The sequence below is a fragment of the Sphingomonas sp. BK345 genome (assembly GCF_014193845.1).
GTDB lineage: Bacteria > Pseudomonadota > Alphaproteobacteria > Sphingomonadales > Sphingomonadaceae > Sphingomonas.
Genome location: NZ_JACHZX010000001.1, coordinates 898254 through 919162, shown reverse-complemented (window position 1 = coordinate 919162; position 20909 = coordinate 898254). Strand labels below are relative to the sequence as shown.

The window sequence follows — 20909 nt, the reverse complement described above, 5'->3', positions numbered from 1 at the left end:
AGGCGGGCGAGCGCGGCACGTGATGCCGGAGACGACATACCCGCTTGCCCCGTGCCGTTTGCGCCGAGGAGCGGCTGAGCTTGCTGAAGCCTCGTCTTGAACCACGCTTGCCGGTAGCGGCGGGGTGCTTCGAGACGCCGCTTCGACGGGCTCAGCGGCTCCTCAGTACGAACGGGGGGCGAACAGCTTCTCCGGTCGCCGCATCCAGGAGGACGCCGGGCGCGATCGCGCGGCTTCCGTGCCGCCGCACGAACCTCATCCCCGCCGCCGCCGATGCGCCAGGAAGAGCGGCAGCGCGGCCAGCCCGACCGCCCAGTGCGCCAGCGCCACCGCCGCGCGCGAGTCCTCGTCGGCGAGATAATAGAGCAGGTCGCCGCTGAGCGCGAGCGCGACCCCGGTGCCGAACAGCGCACCGCCCGACCAGCGCCGCCGCCGCGCGCGCCAGCCCGGTGCGACGTGGAGGCCGTAGAGCAGCCCCAGCAGCGCCACCGTCGCGGTCGCCGCCACGCCGTGCACGCGCAGCGCCCAGGGCTCGGCGGCGCTCGGCTCGGGTCCGAACTCGCCGGCGCGCTGGCCCCAATGGTGCAGCACCAGCCACGCCGCGCCGCTCGCCCACACGCTCAGCAGCACTGCCTGCGCGACCCGGCGCAGCCCGCGCGTCACGCCACGATCTCCTGCCACGCGCGGCCGGGGCGGTGGAGGAAGGCGCGCGCGCGCAGCCGCGCCACCAGCGGACCCGCCGCGGTGCCGCGGGCCAGCACCACCTTCGTCAGCGCGTCCGCCACGGCGCAGCGCGGCGCGGCGACGCTGGCGAAACCGCGAGGCAGCGGCGCGCCGCTCGTAGGGTCGCGGTGCTGCGGCGCGCCGCAGTCCGCGGTCGCGGCGGCGACGTCGCTGCTGGCGAGCGCGCCGTCGGCGATCAGCACCGCGACCGGCGGCGCGGCGTGGCGCGGCGCGAGCGCGACCCACTCGTCCGACCCGTAGCTGCGCAGGTCGCCGCCGGCGTTGACCGTGGCCGCCGCCACGCCGGCGCGGCGCAGCGCGGCGATCGCGCGATCGACCGCGAAGCCCTTGGCGATCCCGCCGAGGTCGAGCCGCAGCGGCCGCGCCACCGCCACCGCGCCGCGCGCCAGGTGGAGGTCGCGCCACGACGCCGCGCGCGGCGCCCCCGCCGGCGCGGGTACGACCGGGTCGAACGCGCCGTCGCTCGCGCGCGCCAGCGCCAGCGCGAGCCACAGGCAGCGCGCGGTGAGCGGATCGACCGGCACGCGCTCGCCCGCGCCGAGCCGCGCCACCGCGGCGAGGTCGCTGTCGTCGCGAAAGGCGCTGAGCCGCGTCTCCACCTCGGTGATCGCGGCGAAGGCGGACTCGACCGCGCGCTCCAGCTCGCCCGTCCCCTCTGCACGCACCGCGACGAGCGTGCCGAGCAGCGGACGGGCGCGCTCAATGCGGCGCAAAGACGATCCGGTCGGTGGCGAGCAGGCGGCGCACGCCGTCGGCGACGTGGCGCGCCGAGAGCGTACCGCCCGAGTTGTTGCGAATGTCCTGCCCCAGCGCGAGCGGCGCGCCGTCGCGCTTGCCAGTGAACTGCGCGCGCCACGCCGGGTCGCGCACCTTTCCTCCGTAACTCTCGCGATAGTCGAGGATCTCGAGCGCGCGCACCGCGCCGGCGGGGTCGAGCGCGAGCGCGAGCGTGATGTTCTCGTGCTTGCCCAGCACCTGGTCGACGATCAGCCGCGCCCCGTCGGGCGCGCGCCAGCTGTGCACCGTGCGCGCGTGGACGCTCACCCCCGAGCGCGCGCGGATCGCCGCCGCCTGCGCGTCGGTGAGCTCACGGTCGTCGCGCACCAGCGCCACGCCGGGGAAGAGCGCGGCCTTGGCCTGGTCGACCGTCATGTAGGTGGTCGCCCAGGCCGGGCTCGCCAGCACCGGCGCGGCGGCGAGCAGGACGAAGCGGCAGCGCATCCGAGCGGGCCTCAGAAGGGGATGCCGTATTTGAGCGTCACCTCGTCGCGCTCGTGGCTGCGCAGGAAGAGGTGGCGGCCGATGTCGCGACCGTCCTCGTCATAGCCGGGATCGCCCGCGACCTGGTGCAGCCAGCCGAGCGTCGCCCAGCCGTGCTGCCCGGCGAGGTGGAGCGTCGGCCCGACCCAGTAGACCGAATGCTCGTGGTGGATGAAATTGCCGTATTCGTTGTGGTTGCGCCCCTCGAGCCCGAGGTAGACCTTGGGCGCGACGCGCGTGGTGACGCCCAGCTCGTTGTTCCAGTCGAGCTCGCTGTTGGTGTCGTCGCGCCCGGCGAAGCGGATCGACTCGGCCTCGAGCACGAGGTTGTACGCGACGATCACGCGGTCCTCGGCGAAGTTCTTCTGCACGATCGCGCGCGTCTCCAGCTCGAACGTGCCCGGCGCGTAGCGCAGCCCGTTGTGGAGATCGTGGAAGTCGTACTCGGGCTCGATGTAGAGCGCGAGCCCCCAGCCGCCCTTGTTCTTGTACGGGCTGAGCGCGCGATAGACGAACTCGGCCGAGACGCTCTGCGGCGAGAAGCGGTGGCGCGTGAAGCCGGCGTCGGCGCTCGGGTCGTCGTCGTCGGGCGCGCCGGTGGCGTGCATCCGGTTGGAGTTGACGTAGAGCGAGGCCTGAAGATCGTCGGTGACGCCGACTTCCAGCTCGCTGCGGAAATCGGTGGCGTCATAATGGCCGAAGCGGCGGCCGGCGCGCTCGCGCACCACCTGCTCGACCTCGACATGGCCCTGCGGCGTGAGATCGGTGGTGTAGAGCCGCGAGAACATGCCCTCGCCGGCGCGGGCCGGCGCGGCGGCGAGGCACGCGCCGGCGAGCAGCGCAACGCCGAGCGCGCGCGCGTGAGATGTCATACGGATGGTTCCCCCGTGTCGGTTCTTGCGATCGGCTCGCATGTAGGCGGGGGTCGGGCGCGGTCACAAGCGACGGGTGACCCGCGGTGGGGAGGGGGGCGGGGGTGCTGGCAAATCCTCCCCGCATGGCGGGGAGGGGGACCGCCGGCCGCAGGCCGGTGGTGGAGGGGGCTCTCCGCGGGCGGGACAATCGCCAGTGCAATAACTCAGCGCGGCGCCTGCGGAAGCCCCCCTCCACCATCGCTCCGCGATGGTCCCCCTCCCCACGAGCGGGGAGGAATTGCGCTTGCCCCTTCACCCCGTGCCGAATGGCAGGATCGTCTCGTAGCGCGCCAGCTCGGGTGCGCCCGCGACGGTGGCGCCGCGGCGCAGCAGGAAGGCGTGGCGGACGATCTCGGCCTGCTGCTCCAGCCCGTAGCGCTCGAGCGGCCAGCCGGGGTGGATGGTGTAATGGTAGCGGCAGAACGGATGGCGCGCGAGCGGCAGGCACACGCCGCGCTGGTGCTGCCAGACGTGGCACAGCTCGTGGACGAACAACCCCTGCAGCCCCAGCGGCGCGGCGGCGAAATCCTCGCGCCACAGCTCGCCCGCGGGGTGGAAGTGGATCGTGCCGCGCGGTGCCATCACCACGTCGCGCGGCTGGAAGAACGCCCATTTCCGACGCGCCAGCCGCACCGGCGCATAATCGATCGCGTCGCCGTAGACCGAGCGCGCGAGATCGATCTCGCCGGGGGTGAGCGGGCGGGTCATGTGCGGGTCAAACGGGCGAGGCGGAGAAAGGGAGGCGCGCTCCGCCCCGTTTCGTGCCCCGGCGGACGATGCCGCGGCCGCCCTCGCCAACTCCGCCGCACCGCGCACCGCGGCTCACTCCGGCACGGCATCGCCCGCCGCGATCACGCGCGCGTCGGCGCGCACCGCGCTGCCGTCGGCGAAGCGAAGCGTCAGCGGCAGCGTGCCGCCGGGCGCGACGCTGGCGGGCAGGCCGAACAGCATGACGTGCTGCGCGCCGGGTGCGAAGGCGACGCTGCCGCGCGCGGGCACGCGCACGCTCGGCAGCGAGTCCATCGTCGCCATGCCGTTGCCGGTCATCCGGCTGGTGTGGAGCTCGGCGCGCGCGCCGCCCGGCGCCTCGACCTGCACCAGCGTGCTATCCTTCGCGCCACCGTGGAGCAGGAAATAGCCCGCCGCCGGCCGCCCCGGCACCGCCGCGAGCCGGACATAGGCGTCTCCCGCTACCGGTGCGCTCGGCTGCGCCGAGCAGGCGGCGAGCGACCCGGCCGCGAGCAGCGGCGCGGCGAAGGTCCATCGGCGTGCGGTCACGTGAGCGTCTCCTTTCCAGCGGTGTAGGTGCACCGAGCGAGCGGGGCAACGGCGGACCGCGGGGTGCACCACTCCATGGCCCTTGCCCGCGCCACGCGCCGCGATGGTGGGTCGGGCTTCCTCCCGGGCGCGGCTGCCGGACGCGAGTTGCACAGGGCGCCGAAAACATCCCAGAGTGACCCTATGATGAAGGAAGCGCCGTGCGACCGTCGTCCGCGCAGTCGTGGTGCGCGCCTCGTCCGCCTCTCGCCCGCGCCCTGCGGCGCGACCGCCACAGGAACGTGCCCCGTATGGTAGCCGTCGGACGACCCCTGATGATGGCGCTGCTCGCGCTTCTCCTTTCCGGCGCGGCGAGCGGGGCGGAAGCCAGGCGGCATCACAGACGCGGCACGCACCGCCCCGCTCATCATCGGACAGCGCCGGTGACCCGGCCGACCCCTTCCGTTCCTGTTTCCGTTCCCGTCGCCGCGACGGCCTCTCTCCCGATCGTCGGGGCGATCACACCGGCCATGATGCGCGGTGGGCTGGTCGCGGCGCTGCTGTCGGTCGTCGGCGCGGCCGCGGGCTGGTTTCACAGCCACCGCGACCGCCGCCGCCTGCTGCTCGCGGATCGAGAGTGGCGGAGGCGGGTCGCCGAGCTCGAGACGAGCCTCACCGCCGAGCGAAGCAGGGCCGCCGCGCTGTGGGTCGAGCGCGACGCGGCGCGGCAGACGCTGACCGAGTGGGAGCACCGCCGCGAGCAGGCGCAGGCGAATAGCGTGCAGGACACGGAGAACCAGCTGCGCTTCATCGGCGGAACCAGGCTCCACCCGAAGCCGCTGCTAAACGACGGAGAGGGACGACAGTTCTGGGCCTGTCTCGACTTCGTCCGAGGACGCGGCATGAAGGTCTGTCCGCAGGTCAACATGGGTGAATTCATCGGCACCGAGTGGGGCGATCACAGCGGGAGAGCCTTCCGATCGTTCAACAGCAAGCGGGTCGACCTGCTGATCTGCGGCGAGGACTGGCGGCCCCTCATCGCCGTGGAGCATCAGGGCAAGGGTCATTTCCAGGGCGACGCGGAAGACCGCGACCGCGTCAAGCGGCTTGCCCTTGACCGCGCCGGCATCGGCCTGGTGGAGACGTACGACGAGGACCATCGAGGGGCCGTCCTTGCCGCGCTGGAGCAGGAGCTCGCCAGGATCCTCGACGATCGCGCCGATCGCGCCGATCGCGCCGATCGCGGCGGATCAGGCGCGCCGCGACGTTGATCGCTCGCGCCCCGCCGCGCCCCCGCCATTGCCAGCCGCGCCCCCGCCACCTAGGTCCGCGCGATGGCCGCACCCATCCTCTCCTACGAAGACCTCGGGCTGGTGCAGGGCGCCGGCTGGCTGTTCCGCCACCTCGACCTGTTCATCGGCGAGCGCGACCGGCTCGCGCTGATCGGGCGCAACGGCGCCGGCAAGTCTACGTTGCTCAAGCTGATCGCCGGCGCGATCGACAGCGACGAGGGCCGCCGCACGATCGTGCCGGGCACCAAGGTGGTGATGCTCGAGCAGGACCCGGACCTCGCCGGCTTCGCCACCCTGGCCGATTACGTCCTCTCCGGCGAGCACCCGCCGCAGCCCTATGAGGCCGAGGCGATCGCGGGGCAGCTCGGCATCGACCTCACACGCGAGGCGCAGTCCGCCTCGGGCGGCGAGCGCCGCCGCGCCGCGATCGTGCGCGCGCTCGCGCTCGACCCCGACGTGCTGCTGCTCGACGAGCCGACCAACCACCTCGACGTCGCCGCGATCGAGTGGCTCGAGGACTGGCTCAAGCGCTTCAAGGGCGCCTTCGTCGTCATCAGCCACGACCGCACCTTCCTCACCCGGCTGACGCGCCAGACCCTGTGGCTCGACCGCGGCGAGCTGCGCCGCGCGGAGGTCGGCTTCGGCGGCTTCGAGGCGTGGACCGAGCAGGTCTATGCCGAGGAGGAGCGCAACGCCGCGCGGCTCGACGCCAAGCTCAAGATCGAGGAGCATTGGCTCCAGCGCGGCGTCACCGGGCGGCGCCGGCGCAACCAGGGCCGGCTCGCCAAGCTCAAGGAGATGCGCGCCGAGCGCGCCGCGATGACCGGTCCGCAGGGCGCCGCCGCGCTGTCGATCGCGAGCGACGACGTGAAGACCAAGGTGGTGATCGACGTCGAGCACGTCTCGAAGAGCTACGGCGAGCGTCCGATCATCCGCGACCTCAATTTGCGCGTCGCGCGCGGCGACCGGATCGGCATCGTCGGGCGCAACGGCGCGGGCAAGACGACGCTGCTGCGGCTGCTCACCGGCGAGATCGCGCCGGACGAGGGCACGATCCGGCGTGCCAAGACGCTCGACGGCATCGTCATCGACCAGCAGCGCAGCCTGATGGCGCCCGAGAAGACCGTGCGCGACGTCGTCGCCGACGGCGGCGAGTGGATCGACGTGCTCGGCACGCGCAAGCACCTCCACGGCTATCTCAAGGAGTTCCTGTTCGATCCCTCGCTGGCCGAGGCGAAGGTCGGCACGCTCTCGGGCGGCGAGCGCTCGCGGCTGCTGCTGGCGCGCGAGTTCGCGCGGCGCTCCAACCTGCTGGTGCTCGACGAGCCGACCAACGACCTCGACCTCGAGACGCTCGACCTGCTCCAGGAAGTGATCGCGGATTACGAGGGCACGGTGCTGATCGTCAGCCACGACCGCGACTTCCTCGACCGCACCGTGACGGTGACGCTGGGGCTCGACGGCTCGGGCCATGTCGACGTGGTCGCGGGCGGATACGAGGATTGGGAGCGGCAACGGCGCCCGCGCGTCGAGGCGGCGCGCAGGCCCGCGGCGAAAGCGGCGGCCGCGCCACCGCCGGCCGCGCCGCCGGCGCGCACCAAGCTCAGCTACAAGGATCAGCGCGACTATGAGCTGCTGCCCAGGCGCATCGAGGAGATCGACGCTACGATCGCGCGCGACGAGGCCGCGATGGCCGATCCGGGGCTGTACGCCCGCGATGCGGCCGCGTTCGACCGGCTGAGCAAGGGCATTGCCGCGCTGCGCGACGAGAAGGAGGCGGCCGAGCTGCGCTGGCTCGAGCTGGCGGAGAAGGTGGAAGGGTGAGGGGAGGCGCGCGAGGGGCGGGCGACTCGATCCTCTCCTATAAGGGGAGGTGGCAGGCCGCAGGCCTGACGGAGGGGTGACCCGGCTGGTTAGGGTCGGCGGACTCACGACTGGCGACACCCCTCCGTCAGCGCTGACGCGCTGCCACCTTCCCTTCCAGGGGAGGACGAGTTGCACGCCGTCACCGCCATCCCTACCGCCTCAGTCGTGCAGGATCGGGCCGAGCGCGTTGATGGTCAGCTGCAGGCTCAGCGCATGTTCCATCTGCGGCCGCGCGCCGCCCAGCCCGAAGCGGTACTGGTTGAGATAGCCGATATCGAGCATCACCTTGCGGCCGACGAAGGGCAGGGTCACGCCCGCCATGTTGCGCATCCGCTCATAGCCCGAGCGCTGGCCCCAGGCGGTGCTGTTGGGGACGATGAAGCTCTCGTGGCTGGCGTAGAGCGCGTAGCCGCGCGATCCCAGCGGGTGATTGTAGCGTGCCAGCGGACGGACGCGGACACCGATCTCGCTGCCGCCGGGATTGAAGCGCTCGTCGACGCGCAGGCGCCCGAGCAGCCGCCCGCGGGTCAGCACCACCTGCTGGCGCAGCCGGTTCTCGTGCACCGTCGGCCCGGAGGCGCTGTACAGCCCGACGTAGCGGTAGCCGATGCCCAGCTCGATCGCGGAGCTGAGCTTGTAGCCGAGCAGTCCGCCGACCTCGGTCTGGGTCAGACCCTCGATGCGGTCGCCCCAGCGGCCGATCTGCTCGAGCGTGACGCGCACCTCGGGGGTGAGCGGCACGACGAGGTTGACCTGCTCCCACAATTGGCGGTCCTCGACCTGCGCGGCGGCGGGCGCGGCGCAGAAGAGCAGGGCGGCGAGCGGCGCCGAGAGCAGCACCGCCGCGCGACGAGATGGCACCACCGAACCGTTCCTTCCCCGGATGAGCCGCGCGGCGCTACACGCGCCGGCGCCCGCTTGCCAGAGGCGAGCCGCGCGGCTGCGCCGATGCGGAACACAGGAAAGGGCGAGGCCGTCGCCGGCCCCGCCCTCGCTCTCCCCCGCACGGGACGCCACTGGTGCGGTCGGTCGCGCTAGGCTCCCTTCGCGACCGGAGCCGGGATCAGAAGTGCGCCACGATGCCGAGCGTCGGGCGGAAGCTGTTGGTCCAGCCGAAGGTCGAGACCTCGCCGCGCAGGCGGATGCCCGAGTTGCCGGTCAGGCCGCCGAGACCAATCTCCTTCGGGCCAACCTCGAAGCCGATGCCGTAGGTGACGTCGTGGAAGTCACGGTCGGTGTTCACGCGCTTGTCGAAATTGACCCACTGGTAGCCGACCTTGCCGTAGATCAGGCCGCTCTCGCCGGCGCGCAGGCCGAAGCGGCCGGCGGCGCCATACTGCCAGTCGATGTCGCCCGAGATGCCCTTGGCGACGTTGCCCTCGGCGCCGACGAAGAAGGCGCCGAGCGGCACGTTGGCGCCGACCAGTCCCTCGACCAGCGAGCCGTTCAGCTTGTTCCGGTTCGGCGCACCCGCGACGCTGTCGGTCTGGAACTCCTCCCAGCCGCCGCGCACCGCGACATAGGGCTCGAAGCCGAACGCCTTGCTGCCGTCGGGCGCCTGTGCGGTCGAGCTGTCGACCGGGGCGCTGGTGTCGGTCGCGGTGGCGTCCTGTGCCAGCGAGGGGGTGGCGACGAACGCGGCGGACGCGGCAACGGCCGCAAGAACGAGCTTACGCATACGGATTCCTCAAGATCAGTTTCGTTGTCCGGTGTGTGACGCCGCAGGCGCCCGGACCGGGGACCCACTGAACCGCGCGCGTTCGGCTTGGTTGCTGCGAAATCGTGCTGCGATGCGACGTGATCCCGAGGTGTGGCCGAAGTGACACGCTTTCTGTCGGAAACATGAACGCGACCGCGCCAATGTGGCGGAGATCGGGCGGCGATGCGGCGGGCGCGCCGCGGTCGTGGCGGGCATGGGGCGAGCGTGTGAGGGAGACTGCGTGGCGGCTCGGAGGGTCGTGCCTGGCCCAGTCGGCGACCGCTCAGCCCACCGCCGTCATCCCCGCGCAGGCGGGGATCCATAGGCGCTGACGTAGTGCCTCTATCGACAGGTTCGCGCGTCTGGATCCCCGCCTTGGCGGGGATGACGATGGGAGAAGGAGGGCGCGACCGGCCTGGAGCGATCGGCGCGCTCAGCTCCGCTCACTCCGCCTCGTACTTGATCTCCAGATAGCGCCGCTTGGTCGCGAGCGCGTCGAGGTCGCCTTGCGCGAGCTCCTCGCTCGTCGCCGCCAGCTCGCGCTCGATCACGCCGAGTCCCTCCACCAACTGCTGGTCGGGGGTGCGGCCGCCGCGCGCGGTGCCGCGCAGCGCCGGCGGGACGCGCGCATAGTCGCGCACGAAGTCCGGCAGCTGCTCGCCGATCAGCCGGCGCATGTCGGCCGCGGCGGGGGAGCCCTCGTCGAGCGCGGCGAGCTGGACGCCGAGCGTGTCGAGCCGCTGCTCGATCCGGTCGACCACCGCCAGCGCGGGCGCGGGCAGCGAGGGGCGCTGCGCGTCGAGCCAGCGCGCGGTCTGCGCCGGCAGCGCCTTGAGTTCGGAGCGCGCCAGCCGCTCGGGCGTCGGCACCGGCGTTGCCGGCGCGAAGGCGATCGCCAGCGTCGCCGCCAGCATCACCATGATCGCCGCCACCCCGCCGAACAGCCCGACGCCGAGCAGCGCCGCCACCAGCAGGATCGCGCCGTTCACCGCCGCGATCAGCGCCAGCCGCGCCTTCGCTCCCCCACGCCCGCGCCGCGGACGGCGCTGCACCGTCAGCACGCCGCGCCCGCTCACCCGGTCCGCCGCGGCGCGCGCGCCCGCGATCGCGGCGTCGGTGTCGTGGCTCGGCGGCAGCGTCACAGCGCCTCCAGCTTGAACTGCTCGGCCGGGCTGGCGAGGCTGTTGCGCGCCGCGCCCTCGGCGCGCGCGATATAGCCGCGCGACTTGTCGACCTCGCGCCCGAGCGTCTCCACCGTGCTCTTCATCGTGTCGAGCGACTTGAGCTTGAACGTGTCGATCGCGTCCATCGTGTCGTAGATGTTCTGGAAGGCGCGCTGCAGCGTCTCCAGCGGGATGGTCGAGGCCGCGGCCTGCTCGTGGATCGCCGCGGTGTTCTGGCGCAGCAGCTTGCCGGTCGAGTCGATCAGCCCGGCGGTGGTGGCGTTGAGCTGCGTGACCTGCTCCAGCACCAGCTTCTGGTTGGTCAGCGCCTGCGCCACCGTCACCGCGGTGCGCAGCGCCGCCACGGTGGTGGTGCTGGCACGGTCGACGCCCTTGATCAGCTCGACGTTGTTCTTCTTGACGAGGTCGAGCGCGAGATAGCCCTGCACCGTCACCGCCATCTGGGTGAGCAGGTCCTGCGTGCGCTGGCGCGCGTAGAAGAGCGCGGTCTCGCGGATCGCCTTGGCCTTGGCCGGATCCGTCGCGTCGAGCTCGTTGGCCTTGTCCTCCAGCCGCGCGTCCATCGCGCGCGCGAGGTGGATCATCTGCTCGAGCCGCCCCATCGACGCCCAGAGGTTGGCGCGCTCGGTGTCGATCGCGGCATTGTCCATCAGCAGCTCGTCCTTGCCCGACCCGAGGCTGCGCAGGATCGCGGCGATATGCGTCTGGCTGCTCTTATAGCCGTCGAAATAGTCGCGCATCTTCGAGCCGAACGGGATCACCCCGAACAGCTTCTGCGGCTTGGAGAGATTGCCGCGGCGGCCGGGATCGAGCTGTTCGACGGTGCGGCGCAGCTCGGCGAGGTCCTTGCCGACGCCCGCCTCCTTGTCCATCGCGCGCACCGGGCGGTCGAGGAAGCGGTTGGACTGGCCCGCGGCGTCGCGGATCTCCTTCTGTCCCATCGCGGTGATCGCGTCGACGCGCTTGCCGAACTCGGGCGAGTTGACGTCCTCGGCGAGCAATTGGTCGACGAAGGCATCGACGCGCTTTTCCAGCTCGCTGCGCGTGCCGGGATCGACTGGGACGAGGCCCGCGGCGCGCTCGCTCGGGACCGCGGGGACGGGATCGGGCGGGGTCAGCGTCAGCGCCGGCTCGGTGTCGGTACCGGGGGAGGTCGCCATGCTCGTCTCCTTCGTGCGTCGCGCGCTGTTGTCTCGCGGTGGCGCGCGCTGTTCAAGTGTGTTGTGGATGTAAGACGGTGCGGCGGGCTTGTCGAGGTGTGTGGGTGGCGGTGTCGACCGGTCCATGTCGCTCGTCGAGCGGCAGAGCGGCGAGATGGCCGGCGTCGCTTCCGATATCATCGACCTCACCCCGATCGCCGCGCTCGCCTGACCCGTCCGGCCCCGGCGCCCCATGCTGCGGGCGCGAAGGCTGGCGCCCGCGCTCACTTTCGGCTATGCGCGCCGGCGACATCGCCTGCGGCCGCCGCGGGCCACCTCAGGAATCCGTATGAACCTGCGCAACATCGCCATCATCGCGCACGTCGATCATGGCAAGACGACCCTCGTCGACCAGCTCTTCCGCCAGTCGGGCACGTTCCGCGACAACCAGCGCGTCGAGGAGCGCGCGATGGACTCGAACGACCTCGAGAAGGAGCGCGGGATCACCATCCTCGCCAAGCCGACCTCGATCGTGTGGAACGACACGCGCATCAACATCGTCGACACCCCCGGCCACGCCGACTTCGGCGGCGAGGTGGAGCGCATCCTCTCGATGGTCGACGGCGTGATCCTGCTGGTCGATTCGTCCGAGGGCGCGATGCCGCAGACCAAGTTCGTCACCGGCAAGGCGCTGGCGCTCGGCCTGCGCCCGATCGTGGTGGTCAACAAGATCGACCGTGCCGACGAGCGCACCCAGGAAGTGCTCGACGAGGTGTTCGACCTGTTCGTCTCGCTCGACGCCACCGACGAGCAGCTCGATTTCCCCGTGCTCTTCGCCTCGGGCCGCAACGGCTACGCCTCGACGGACCCCAAGGCGCGCGAGGGCACGCTGACGCCGATGTTCGAGAAGATCGTCGAGCACGTCCCCGCGCCCAAGGTCGATCTCGAGGCGCCGTTCACCTTCCTGGTGACGCTGCTCGACCGCGACAACTTCCTCGGCCGCATCCTGACCGGCCGCGTCAACTCGGGCGTGGTCAAGCTCAACCAGCCGATCCACGCGCTCGACAACGACGGCAACATCGTGGAGGCGGGGCGCGCCTCCAAGCTGATGTCGTTCCATGGGCTGGAGCGCGTGCCGGTCGAGGAGGCCCGCGCGGGCGAGATCATCAGCCTCGCCGGCCTCACCGTCGCCACCGTGGCCAACACGATCGCGGACACGTCGGTGAGCGAGCCGCTCCACGCGCAGCCAATCGACCCGCCGACGCTGTCGATGCGCTTCGCGGTCAACGACTCGCCGCTGGCGGGGCGCGAGGGCAGCAAGGTGACCAGCCGCATGATCCGTGATCGCCTGATGCGCGAGGCCGAGTCGAACGTCGCGATCAAGGTGACCGAGGCGGCCGACCGCGACAGCTTCGAGGTGGCGGGCCGCGGCGAGCTCCAGCTCGGCGTGCTGATCGAGACGATGCGCCGCGAGGGCTTCGAGCTCGGCATCAGCCGCCCGCGCGTGCTGTTCGGCGAGGACGAGGACGGCAAGAAGACCGAGCCGTACGAGACCGTCATCATCGACGTCGACGAGGAATATTCGGGCACGGTCGTCGAGAAGATGAACCTGCGCAAGGCCGAGCTGACCGACATGCGCCCGTCGGGCGGTGGCAAGACGCGCATCACCTTCTCCGCGCCGAGCCGCGGCATGATCGGCTATCACGGCGAGTTCCTGTCGGACACGCGCGGCACCGGCATCATGAACCGGCTGTTCGAGAAGTACGGCCCGCACAAGGGGACGATCGAGGGCCGCAAGAACGGCGTGCTGATCTCCAACGGCGCTGGCGAGGCGCAGGGCTATGCGCTCGGCCCGCTCGAGGACCGCGGCATCCTCTTCGTCGGCCACGGCGAGACGCTGTACGAAGGCATGGTCATCGGTGAGAACGCCAAGACGGACGACCTCGAGGTCAATCCGATGAAGGCGAAGCAGCTCACCAACTTCCGCGCGAGCGGCGGCAAGGACGACGCGATCCGCCTGACCCCGCCGAAGAAGATGACGCTGGAACAGGCGATCGCCTATATCGACGACGACGAGATGGTGGAGGTGACGCCGAAGTCGATCCGCCTGCGCAAGCGCTACCTTGACCCGCACGAGCGCAAGCGCGCCAGCCGCGCCAAGGTCGCCGCGTAAGGGGAGGGGGCGGGCGCACTCCTGGTCGCCGGCTTCATCGCATCGTTCCGGTCGTATCCCCGACGATCGTCATCCCAGCCTTGAGCCGGGATCCATGTTGCCGCGCGAGCAACGCTTCCGGTACTCGCGGCCGCCTGGATCCCGGATCAAGTCCGGGATGACGGCTGGTTGAGCCGCCCCGCACACCTCAGGACGAGATCCAAGGTGCCGCCCAGTGACCGACGGAACACATCGAGGACCGCGGAGATGCGCGACAGGTCCGTGCGGGAGAGTCTTTCTCGCCCAAAGCCCACCTAGGTTACCGAAACCTTGCCGCGCCGCCCGCAAACCGGCTAACGCGGCAGAATGTCCGCCGATTCCGTTCCCTCCGATCCGTCCAGCCACGATGACGTCGATCCCACGGGTCTCGCCGCCGGCAAACAGGCCGAAGGCACGATGGACACCGGCGCCAACGAGCCGACCGAGCGCAGCGGCCTGCATCACTGGCGCGAGAGCACGATCACCGATCCCGACCTGAACGACCGCGGCGGCGTCTTCTTCGCCGCGATCGAGATGACGCGGATGCCGATGATCCTCACCGATCCCAATCTGGACGACAATCCGATCGTCTTCGCCAACAAGGCGTTCCTCGACCTCACCGGTTACGAGGAGGAGGAGATCCTCGGGCGCAACTGCCGCTTCCTCCAGGGCTCGCAGACCGATCGCAACGCGGTGGCGGAGCTGCGCCATGCGGTCGAGAACAAGTCCGCGGTGGCGCTCGAGCTGCTCAACTATCGCCGCGACGGCACGCCCTTCTGGAACGCGGTGTTCGTCGGCCCGGTCTACGATACGGGCGGGACGCTGCGCTATTTCTTCGCCAGCCAGCTCGACGTGACGCGCCGGCGCAACACCGAGCAATCGTACCGCCAGGCCCAGAAGATGGAGTCGATCGGCCAGCTCACCGCGGGGCTGGCGCACGACTTCAACAACCTGCTCCAGGTGGTCAACGGCAATCTCGAGCTGGTCGCCACCGCGAAGGACCCCGCGCGCGCGCAGCGCTACGTCGCCGCGGCGCAGTCGGCGGCCGAGCGCGGCGCCAAGCTGACCCGCCAGCTGCTCGCCTTCGCGCGCAAGACCCGGCTGGAGCCGCGCCCGCTCGACCTGACCCAGCTCGTCTCCGAGTTCAGCGACCTGATCGAGAGCTCGGTCAACAAGCAGGTCGAGATCCATCTCAGCCTGCGACGCGGGCTCGCGCCGGTGGTGGTCGACCCCGACCAGCTCGAGATGGCGCTGCTCAACATCGTCAACAACGCACGCGACGCCATGCCCGACGGCGGGCTGGTGACGATCGCGACCCGCCCGCTCAAGCTCCAGCCGGTCGAGAATGGCGACGGCACCGGCGGCACCGCGCTGCGCGACGGGGTCGAGCTCGCCGCGGGCGACTATGTCGTGCTCGAGGTGCAGGACGAGGGCCATGGCATGTCGCCCGAGGTGATCGAGCGCGCCACCGAGCCTTTCTTCACCACCAAGGGTGTCGGCAGCGGCACCGGGCTGGGGCTGGCGATGGCGAGCGGCTTCGTGCGCCAGTCGGGCGGGCGGCTCGAGATCGAGAGCCGGCCGGGCGAGGGCACCACTGTCCGCATGCTCTTCCCCGGCAGTCACGCCGAGAAGCGCGAGTCGGCCGCACCCGAGCCGCACGTCGCCGCCAGCGCGATCGTCGATCCCGACACCGCGCGCCACATCCTGGTGGTGGAGGACAGCGACGAGGTGCTCGCGATCGCGCGCGAGATCCTGGAGAGCGCGGGCTATCACGTCTCCACCGCGACCAACGGCGAGCAGGCGCTGCGGCTGTTCGAGGAGATCCACCCGCGGGATCGCGTCGATCTGCTGTTCACCGATCTGGTGATGCCGGGCGGGATGAACGGGCTGGTGCTCGCCGACGCGGTGGTCGAGCGCGACGCCTCTGTCTCGGTGCTGATGACCACCGGCTATAATGAGGAGCTGGTGATCAACGGCCCGCGCGCGCGCGCCACCGACGTGCTGAGCAAGCCCTATCGCCGCGCCGAGCTGCTCGACCGCGTCAGCCAGGCGCTCAACCGTCGCGGCGAGCGCGGCGCGCGACGGCGCCGTTCCGACTTCGGCGCCGCGCAGGTCTGACGCGCGCGACCGCCGCCGTCGCGAATCTTGATGTCGATCAGTATAGCGGGCCGTGTCCGTCGGGCTGCCGTTTCCTGCACGAGCGGATCACGATCTTCGTTGGTATAAATGGTTTAACGCTGAACGTTCATGGTTCGTCTTGCTTTGATTGCTGCGTGGGAAGTCCCTGTAACTCTGTAAATTACTCATTTCGACGAGACGTATGCCGACGGACGGCGACGCTATTGGTTTCGTAAACTGTTGCTGGCACGAGTCGCCTATGAACGCGGCCTCGTCCCTCCATGCCAAGCGCGAGCGTGAGCGACTCGGGGCCCTCGCGCGGCTCCAGACCCTCGACACGCTGGCGGAGCCGATCTTCGAACGAGTCACGCGCGTGGCCGCGCTGGTGATGGGCGTGCCGTACAGCGCGGTGACGCTGCTCGACCAGCATCACGCGCGGTTCACGTCGCATTTCGGCCTTCCCTCGTGCGAGCTGCCGCGCGACGACTCGCTCTGCGCGCATACCCTGGCCTCGACCGAGCTGATGGAGGTGCTCGACCTGGCCGGGGACCCGCGCTTCGTCGATCACCCGATGGTGGCGGAGCATCCGGGGCTGCGCTTCTACGCCGGCGCCCCGCTGGTCACCTCGGACGGACATCATCTCGGCTCGCTCAATGTGCTCGACTCGCGTCGCCGCGCGCGCCTGTCGCTCACCGAGCGCGAGGCGCTGATCGCGCTCGCCCAGATCACGGTGGAGCTGATCGAGACGCGGCTGGCGCGATCCGCCGGCGAGATCGCGCGGCAGATGGTGGAGAGCGCGCCGGTGGCGGTGCTGTACGCCGACATCACCGGCAAGATCATCTACGCCAACGCGCTCACCGCGGCGATGCTGGGGACGCACCCGCTCGAGCTGATCGGCCGGTCGGCGGAGTCGCTTCTCCCGCACTGGCACCAGGAGGTGGCGACGCTCGCGCAGGACACCGGCGCCAGCACGCATCACGCCAGCGAGGCGCGCCACGCCGCGGGCTGGACGATCCCGGTCGAGCTGACGCTGTCGAGCTGCAAGCTCGGCGAGCAGATCGGCGGTTTTGGCATCGTCATGCGCGACGAGAGCGCCCAGCGCGCCCTGGAGCGCGAGAACGCCGAGGCACACGCCTTCCTCGACACGATCATCGACCATCTGCCCGCGATGCTGTTCGTCAAGGATAGCGCGACCGGCCGCTACCTGCTGACCAACCGCGCCGGCGAGGAGCTGATGGGGCGGCCGCGCGAGGAGATGATCGGGCGCACCGCGCGCGAGCTCTATCCGGCGTGCGGCAGCGCCTATGAGGAGCAGGATCGCGCCGCGTTGGCGAGCCCCAGTTCGGAGCAACGCTTCGATAACGAGTTCACCCGCTCCGACGGGCGGCGCGTGAGCCTGCGCACCACGCGGATCGTGCTCGACGGCCCCGACCGGCCCGCGCAATATCTGCTCGGCCTGTCGGAGGACGTCACCGAGGTGCGCCGCGCCGAGGCGGAGATCCTGCGGCTGGCGCATTTCGATTCGCTCACCGGGCTGGTCAACCGCCACAGCTACGTCGACCGGCTCAACGAGCTGATGGCGTCGGGCACCGAGCTGGCGCTGCTCGCGATCGATCTCGATCGCTTCAAGTCGGTCAACGACCAGTTCGGCCATGTCACCGGCGACCTGGTGCTCGCCGCGGTAGGCGAGCGGCTGCAGGGGCTGATCGAGCCGACCGACCTGGTCGCGCGCGCCGGCGGCGACGAGTTCATCGTGCTGGTGATCGGCGATGCCCCCGCCGCGCGCGCGCGCGCCGTGGCCGAGGGCGTGATCGCGGCGATGGCCCAACCCTTCCCGACGGCGATGGGCACCGCGCATCTCGGCGCCAGCGTCGGCATCGTGCTGGCGCCGACTCATGCCGCCACCACCTCCGAGCTGCGCCACTGCGGCGACGTCGCGCTGTACCAGGCGAAGAGCAGCGGGCGCGGCACGATCTGCTTCTACCACCCGTCGCTGGACGAGGCGGCGCGCGACCGCCGCGCGCTCGAGCTCGACCTGCGCGCGGCGATGGAGCGCGGCGAGATCACGCTGGTGTACCAGCCGGTGCTCCGCGTCGATACCGGCGCGATGGCGAGCGCCGAGGCGCTGGCGCGCTGGACCCACCCCACGCGTGGCCCGATCCGGCCCGACCTGTTCATCGCCATCGCCGAGGAGAGCGGGCTGATCGTCCCGCTCGGCCGCATGCTGCTGCGCCAGGCCTGCATCGACGCCGCCACCTGGCCCGACCATCTGGCGGTCGCGGTCAACCTCTCGCCGGTGCAGTTTCACGCCGGCGACGTCTACGACACGGTGATCGCCGCGCTGGCGGACAGCGGACTGCCGCCGCACCGGCTCAAGCTGGAGGTGACGGAGAATGTCGTGATGCACGACGTCGAGCGCACCTTCGTCGAGCTGGAGCGGCTGCGCGCCGCCGGGATCAAGATCCTGATGGACGATTTTGGCACCGGCTATTCGTCGCTCAGCTATTTCGAGCGCTTCCCGTTCGACAAGGTGAAGATCGACCAGTCGTTCGTGCGCGGGCTCGATACGTCGCGCGCGGCGGGGGCGATCATCAAGGCGATCGTCGGGCTCGGCGAGGCGCTCGGCATGGCGATCGTCGCCGAGGGCGTGGAGACCTGCGCTCAGCGCGACGCGCTGGTGCTGGCGGGCTGTACGCACCTCCAGGGCTATCTGTTCAGCCGCCCGGTGAGCTCCGCCAGCATCGCCGCGCTGGGGGCCGCCGGCCCCCACGCGCGCGCGCTCGCCGCCTGAGCTGCGCTCTCACATTTCGTCGTGCGCTCGCCACGCCCGGTCGCGCCGTTCGCCTATGATGCGCTCATAGCCCGCCGCGCGGCGGGCCGGGGGGTGCGAGTGGACGAGTGGATCCGGCCCTGGCGGCTGTACGCGGACTTCGACGGGCGCGCGACGCGGCGCGACTATTGGTTCTTCCATCTCGGTGCAGCGGGCGCGCTGGTCGCGGTGGGCACCTTGTCGCGGCTGGTCGAGGACTCGCTCGCTTGGCTGATCGCGGCGCTGCGGCTCGGTGAGAGCAATGCCGCGGCGCTGCTGCTGTTCGCGATCATGCTGATGCCGCTGCTGGCTGTGCCGATCCTGCTGGTGCCGAGCCTGGCGGTTAGCGCGCGCCGGCTGCGCGACCTTGGCCGCTCGCCGCGCTGGCTGCTGCTGCTGGTCGCGCCGTTCGGCGGCGTCGTGCTGCTCGCGCTGCTGGGGCTCGGCCGCGGGGGCGCGGCCGACGCCGAGGCCTTGACGCCGGCGTCGCCCGCCGCGAACGGCGCCGGCGTCTACGAGCTCGCCGAGCATGCGCGCCTTCCCGCCTGAGTCACGACGATGGAGGTTCCGATGCTGCCCGCTTATGTCACGCGACCGTTCCGGCTCTACGCGGTGTTCCGCGGGCGATCGACGCGGCGCGAATATTGGTGCTTCGCGGCGGTGGCGCTGGCGGCGATGCTTCTCGCCCTCATCGTCGCCGAGGCGCTGGAGCGCGCGCTCTCGCTCGGCGTGGCGACAAAGGACCTGATGGTGCTCCTTTACCTGCCCGTCGTGGCGGCGCTGGGCATCCCCGGATTGGCGGTGAAGGTCCGCCGACTGCACGATATCGGCCTGTCGGGCTGGTGGCTGCTGATCGGCTTCGTGCCGCTCATCGGCGGCTTCATCGACCTGTTCTTCGGCCTCAAGGCCGGCGACGCCGGCGAGAACCGCTTCGGCCCCGATCCGCGCGCCACCGAGCCGGTCGCGGACGCACCCGCGAGCGTGACGGTGGGCTGACCTAGCTCATGCGCCCGCGTCGGTGAGCCGCTCGAGCTGGTCGGGCGAGAGCGTCAGCGAGATCGCGCCGAGCAGCTCCTCGACCTGTCGCGCCGAGGTGGCGCTCGCGATCGGGGCGGTGACGCCGGGCTGCGCGATCAGCCATGCCAGCGCGACCTGCGCTAAGGTCGCGCCGGTCTCCTCCGCAACCGAGTCGAGCCCGGCCAGCACCGCGGCGCCCTTGCCCTCGAGCAGCTCGCCCATCTTCGCGCCGCGCACGCTCTGGGAGAGATCGTCGCGCGTGCGGTACTTGCCGGTGAGGAAGCCCGAGGCGAGGCCGTAATAGGGCACCACCCCGATGTTCTCGGTGACGCAATAATCCTGCAGCTCGCCCTCGAACTTGTGGCGGCTGACGAGATTATATTCGGGCTGCAGCACCTGATAATGCGGCAGCCCGGCGGCGCGCGCGCCTTCCACCGCCGACTTCAGCCGGGCGGCGTGGAAGTTGGAGGCGCCGAGCACGCGCACCTTGCCCGCCTCGACCAGCCGCGCGAACGCCTCGGCGACCGCCTCCTGCGGCTGCGCCTCGTCGTCGCGATGCGCGAAATAGAGGTCGATCCGGTCGGTGCCGAGCCGCCGCAGCGACGCCTCGCACGCCGCCGCGATCCGCGCCGGCGCCAGCCCCTCGCCGCCCTCGCCGGGCTGCATGCCGACCTTGGTGGCGATCAGCACCCGGTCGCGCTGGCCGCTGGCGCGCAGCCACTCGCCGATGATCGTCTCCGATTCACCGCCCCGATGGCCGTCGACCCAGGCGGAATAGACGTCGGCGGTGTCGATCATGGTGCCCCCGCCCGCGACGAAGGCGTCGAGCACCGCGAAGCTGGCGGCGCGGTCCGCGGTCCAGCCGAACACGTTGCCGCCGAGGACCAGCGGCGCGATCTTGAGGTCGGAGGCGCCGAGGCGGCGGAGGTCGGTCATGCGGGTCATCCGGAGGTGACCGCCGCCGCGCGCGCGGACGCGGCGACGGCGGGGTCGGTCAGGCTCAGTTGTCGCGCAGCTTCTCGCCCGCGCGCACCATCGCGTTGCCGGTTGCGTCGGCGGCGCGGTCACCGGTGTTGCTGAGCGCGTCGCCGGTGCGATCGCCCGCGTTGCTCAGCGCCGCGCCGGTGCGGTCGAGGCTGTTCTCGGCCGAGTTGAGCGCACGGTCGGTGGCGGCATCGACGTCGTCGACCGCGTTCGAGGTGGTGGCTGCGGTGTCGGCGGCCATCGTGTTCGCCGCCGCGGCGGACTGGTCCTGCGCCTTCTCGCTGCAGGCCGCGAGGCCCAGCGCGGTGGTGGCGGCGAGGGCGGCGATCAGCGTGCGCTTCATGGACATATCTCCCCTGTCGTTACGCCGGCACAAGAGCCGGGGGTGGGGCGCGAACGCGGCAGCGGGGGGAAAGGGTCCAAGGGAGGGGGCGG

20 protein-coding genes are annotated in these 20909 nt (G+C 71.2%); 8 read left to right on the top strand and 12 right to left on the bottom strand.

What is annotated here, in order from left to right:
- Positions 1-255: 255 nt before the first annotated feature.
- The 6 genes from FHY03_RS04165 to FHY03_RS04140 all read right to left on the bottom strand — a co-directional run bounded on the left by FHY03_RS04165 (position 256) and on the right by FHY03_RS04140 (position 4196).
- A complete protein-coding gene (locus FHY03_RS04165) occupies positions 256-663 on the bottom strand; it encodes a hypothetical protein (protein WP_183921979.1) in 408 nt (135 codons plus the stop codon).
- Positions 660-1457 carry an FAD:protein FMN transferase gene (locus tag FHY03_RS04160; RefSeq protein WP_183928901.1) on the bottom strand — a complete coding sequence of 266 codons (798 nt, stop codon included), beginning with the start codon at positions 1455-1457 and terminating at the stop codon, positions 660-662. Before FHY03_RS04160 ends, FHY03_RS04165 begins: the two co-directional genes overlap by 4 nt.
- The gene (locus tag FHY03_RS04155) at positions 1444-1965 is read right to left on the bottom strand and encodes an FMN-binding protein (protein ID WP_183928899.1); all 522 of its coding nucleotides are present in this window, start codon (positions 1963-1965) and stop codon (positions 1444-1446) included. The genes FHY03_RS04160 and FHY03_RS04155 overlap by 14 nt, the downstream gene beginning before the upstream one ends.
- An 11-nt stretch (positions 1966-1976) precedes the next feature.
- The gene (locus FHY03_RS04150) at positions 1977-2876 is read right to left on the bottom strand and encodes a DUF6662 family protein (RefSeq protein ID WP_183928897.1); all 900 of its coding nucleotides are present in this window, start codon (positions 2874-2876) and stop codon (positions 1977-1979) included.
- 294 nt (positions 2877-3170) lie between these two features.
- Complete coding sequence (locus tag FHY03_RS04145) at positions 3171-3626, bottom strand: vgr related protein (RefSeq protein WP_183928895.1); 456 nt, start codon at positions 3624-3626, stop codon at positions 3171-3173.
- Positions 3627-3740: 114 nt separating this feature from the next.
- Entirely contained in the window at positions 3741-4196 is a 456-nt protein-coding gene (locus FHY03_RS04140) for a copper chaperone PCu(A)C (protein WP_183921975.1), read from the bottom strand.
- A gap of 314 nt (positions 4197-4510) precedes the next feature.
- On the opposite strand from FHY03_RS04140, the gene FHY03_RS04135 reads away from it, so the two are divergent.
- Together FHY03_RS04135 and FHY03_RS04130 are read left to right on the top strand one after the other, a co-directional pair.
- Complete coding sequence (locus tag FHY03_RS04135; protein WP_183928893.1) at positions 4511-5446, top strand: DUF2726 domain-containing protein; 936 nt, start codon at positions 4511-4513, stop codon at positions 5444-5446.
- A 63-nt stretch (positions 5447-5509) separates the two neighbouring features.
- The gene (locus FHY03_RS04130; protein ID WP_183928891.1) at positions 5510-7291 is read left to right on the top strand and encodes an ABC-F family ATP-binding cassette domain-containing protein; all 1782 of its coding nucleotides are present in this window, start codon (positions 5510-5512) and stop codon (positions 7289-7291) included.
- Positions 7292-7492: 201 nt separating this feature from the next.
- Here the strand turns inward: FHY03_RS04130 and FHY03_RS04125 are convergent, their stop codons facing one another.
- The 4 genes from FHY03_RS04125 to FHY03_RS04110 all read right to left on the bottom strand — a co-directional run bounded on the left by FHY03_RS04125 (position 7493) and on the right by FHY03_RS04110 (position 11376).
- Positions 7493-8197 carry a DUF2490 domain-containing protein gene (locus tag FHY03_RS04125; protein ID WP_311721300.1) on the bottom strand — a complete coding sequence of 235 codons (705 nt, stop codon included), beginning with the start codon at positions 8195-8197 and terminating at the stop codon, positions 7493-7495.
- A gap of 199 nt (positions 8198-8396) precedes the next feature.
- Positions 8397-9011 carry an opacity protein gene (locus FHY03_RS04120; RefSeq protein ID WP_183921972.1) on the bottom strand — a complete coding sequence of 205 codons (615 nt, stop codon included), beginning with the start codon at positions 9009-9011 and terminating at the stop codon, positions 8397-8399.
- Between the two features lie 464 nt (positions 9012-9475).
- Positions 9476-10174: a hypothetical protein gene (locus FHY03_RS04115; RefSeq protein WP_183921971.1), complete on the bottom strand. Its 699-nt coding sequence runs from the start codon at positions 10172-10174 to the stop codon at positions 9476-9478.
- Positions 10171-11376, bottom strand: a complete 1206-nt coding sequence (locus tag FHY03_RS04110) for a toxic anion resistance protein (RefSeq protein ID WP_183921970.1) — start codon at positions 11374-11376, stop codon at positions 10171-10173. The genes FHY03_RS04115 and FHY03_RS04110 overlap by 4 nt, the downstream gene beginning before the upstream one ends.
- Positions 11377-11464: 88 nt before the next feature.
- Here FHY03_RS04110 and FHY03_RS20920 point away from each other — a divergent pair, with 88 nt between their 5' ends.
- The 6 genes from FHY03_RS20920 (at position 11465) to FHY03_RS04085 (ending at position 19469) form a co-directional block, all read left to right on the top strand.
- Positions 11465-11587, top strand: a complete 123-nt coding sequence (locus tag FHY03_RS20920) for a hypothetical protein (RefSeq protein WP_260158637.1) — start codon at positions 11465-11467, stop codon at positions 11585-11587.
- A 117-nt stretch (positions 11588-11704) separates the two neighbouring features.
- Positions 11705-13528, top strand: a complete 1824-nt coding sequence (typA, locus tag FHY03_RS04105) for a translational GTPase TypA (protein ID WP_183921969.1) — start codon at positions 11705-11707, stop codon at positions 13526-13528.
- A 345-nt stretch (positions 13529-13873) separates the two neighbouring features.
- The gene (locus FHY03_RS04100) at positions 13874-15664 is read left to right on the top strand and encodes a histidine kinase famiy protein (protein WP_221189959.1); all 1791 of its coding nucleotides are present in this window, start codon (positions 13874-13876) and stop codon (positions 15662-15664) included.
- A 259-nt stretch (positions 15665-15923) separates the two neighbouring features.
- Positions 15924-18455, top strand: coding sequence for an EAL domain-containing protein (locus FHY03_RS04095; RefSeq protein WP_183928889.1), 2532 nt, complete (start codon positions 15924-15926; stop codon positions 18453-18455).
- Between the two features lie 99 nt (positions 18456-18554).
- Complete coding sequence (locus FHY03_RS04090) at positions 18555-19022, top strand: DUF805 domain-containing protein (protein WP_183928887.1); 468 nt, start codon at positions 18555-18557, stop codon at positions 19020-19022.
- 9 nt (positions 19023-19031) lie between these two features.
- A complete protein-coding gene (locus FHY03_RS04085) occupies positions 19032-19469 on the top strand; it encodes a DUF805 domain-containing protein (protein WP_221189958.1) in 438 nt (145 codons plus the stop codon).
- 6 nt (positions 19470-19475) lie between these two features.
- Here the strand turns inward: FHY03_RS04085 and FHY03_RS04080 are convergent, their stop codons facing one another.
- The gene (locus tag FHY03_RS04080; protein WP_183928885.1) at positions 19476-20426 is read right to left on the bottom strand and encodes an aldo/keto reductase; all 951 of its coding nucleotides are present in this window, start codon (positions 20424-20426) and stop codon (positions 19476-19478) included.
- A gap of 64 nt (positions 20427-20490) precedes the next feature.
- Entirely contained in the window at positions 20491-20817 is a 327-nt protein-coding gene (locus FHY03_RS04075) for a hypothetical protein (protein WP_183928883.1), read from the bottom strand.
- Between the last annotated feature and the right edge of the window lie 92 nt (positions 20818-20909).

Bases quoted from the DNA above. Each gene is read 5' to 3' on its own strand.
- FHY03_RS04120 (WP_183921972.1), bottom strand. From the start codon at position 9,011: ATGCGTAAGCTCGTTCTTGCGGCCGTTGCCGCGTCCGCCGCGTTCGTC.
- FHY03_RS04095 (WP_183928889.1), top strand. From the start codon at position 15,924: ATGAACGCGGCCTCGTCCCTCCATGCCAAGCGCGAGCGTGAGCGACTC.
- FHY03_RS04110 (WP_183921970.1), bottom strand. From the start codon at position 11,376: ATGGCGACCTCCCCCGGTACCGACACCGAGCCGGCGCTGACGCTGACC.
- FHY03_RS04080 (WP_183928885.1), bottom strand. From the start codon at position 20,426: ATGACCGACCTCCGCCGCCTCGGCGCCTCCGACCTCAAGATCGCGCCG.
- FHY03_RS04150 (WP_183928897.1), bottom strand. From the start codon at position 2,876: ATGACATCTCACGCGCGCGCGCTCGGCGTTGCGCTGCTCGCCGGCGCG.
- FHY03_RS04100 (WP_221189959.1), top strand. From the start codon at position 13,874: ATGTCCGCCGATTCCGTTCCCTCCGATCCGTCCAGCCACGATGACGTC.
- FHY03_RS04135 (WP_183928893.1), top strand. From the start codon at position 4,511: ATGATGGCGCTGCTCGCGCTTCTCCTTTCCGGCGCGGCGAGCGGGGCG.
- FHY03_RS04075 (WP_183928883.1), bottom strand. From the start codon at position 20,817: ATGAAGCGCACGCTGATCGCCGCCCTCGCCGCCACCACCGCGCTGGGC.
- FHY03_RS04155 (WP_183928899.1), bottom strand. From the start codon at position 1,965: ATGCGCTGCCGCTTCGTCCTGCTCGCCGCCGCGCCGGTGCTGGCGAGC.
- typA (WP_183921969.1), top strand. From the start codon at position 11,705: ATGAACCTGCGCAACATCGCCATCATCGCGCACGTCGATCATGGCAAG.
- FHY03_RS04085 (WP_221189958.1), top strand. From the start codon at position 19,032: ATGGAGGTTCCGATGCTGCCCGCTTATGTCACGCGACCGTTCCGGCTC.
- FHY03_RS04145 (WP_183928895.1), bottom strand. From the start codon at position 3,626: ATGACCCGCCCGCTCACCCCCGGCGAGATCGATCTCGCGCGCTCGGTC.
- FHY03_RS04130 (WP_183928891.1), top strand. From the start codon at position 5,510: ATGGCCGCACCCATCCTCTCCTACGAAGACCTCGGGCTGGTGCAGGGC.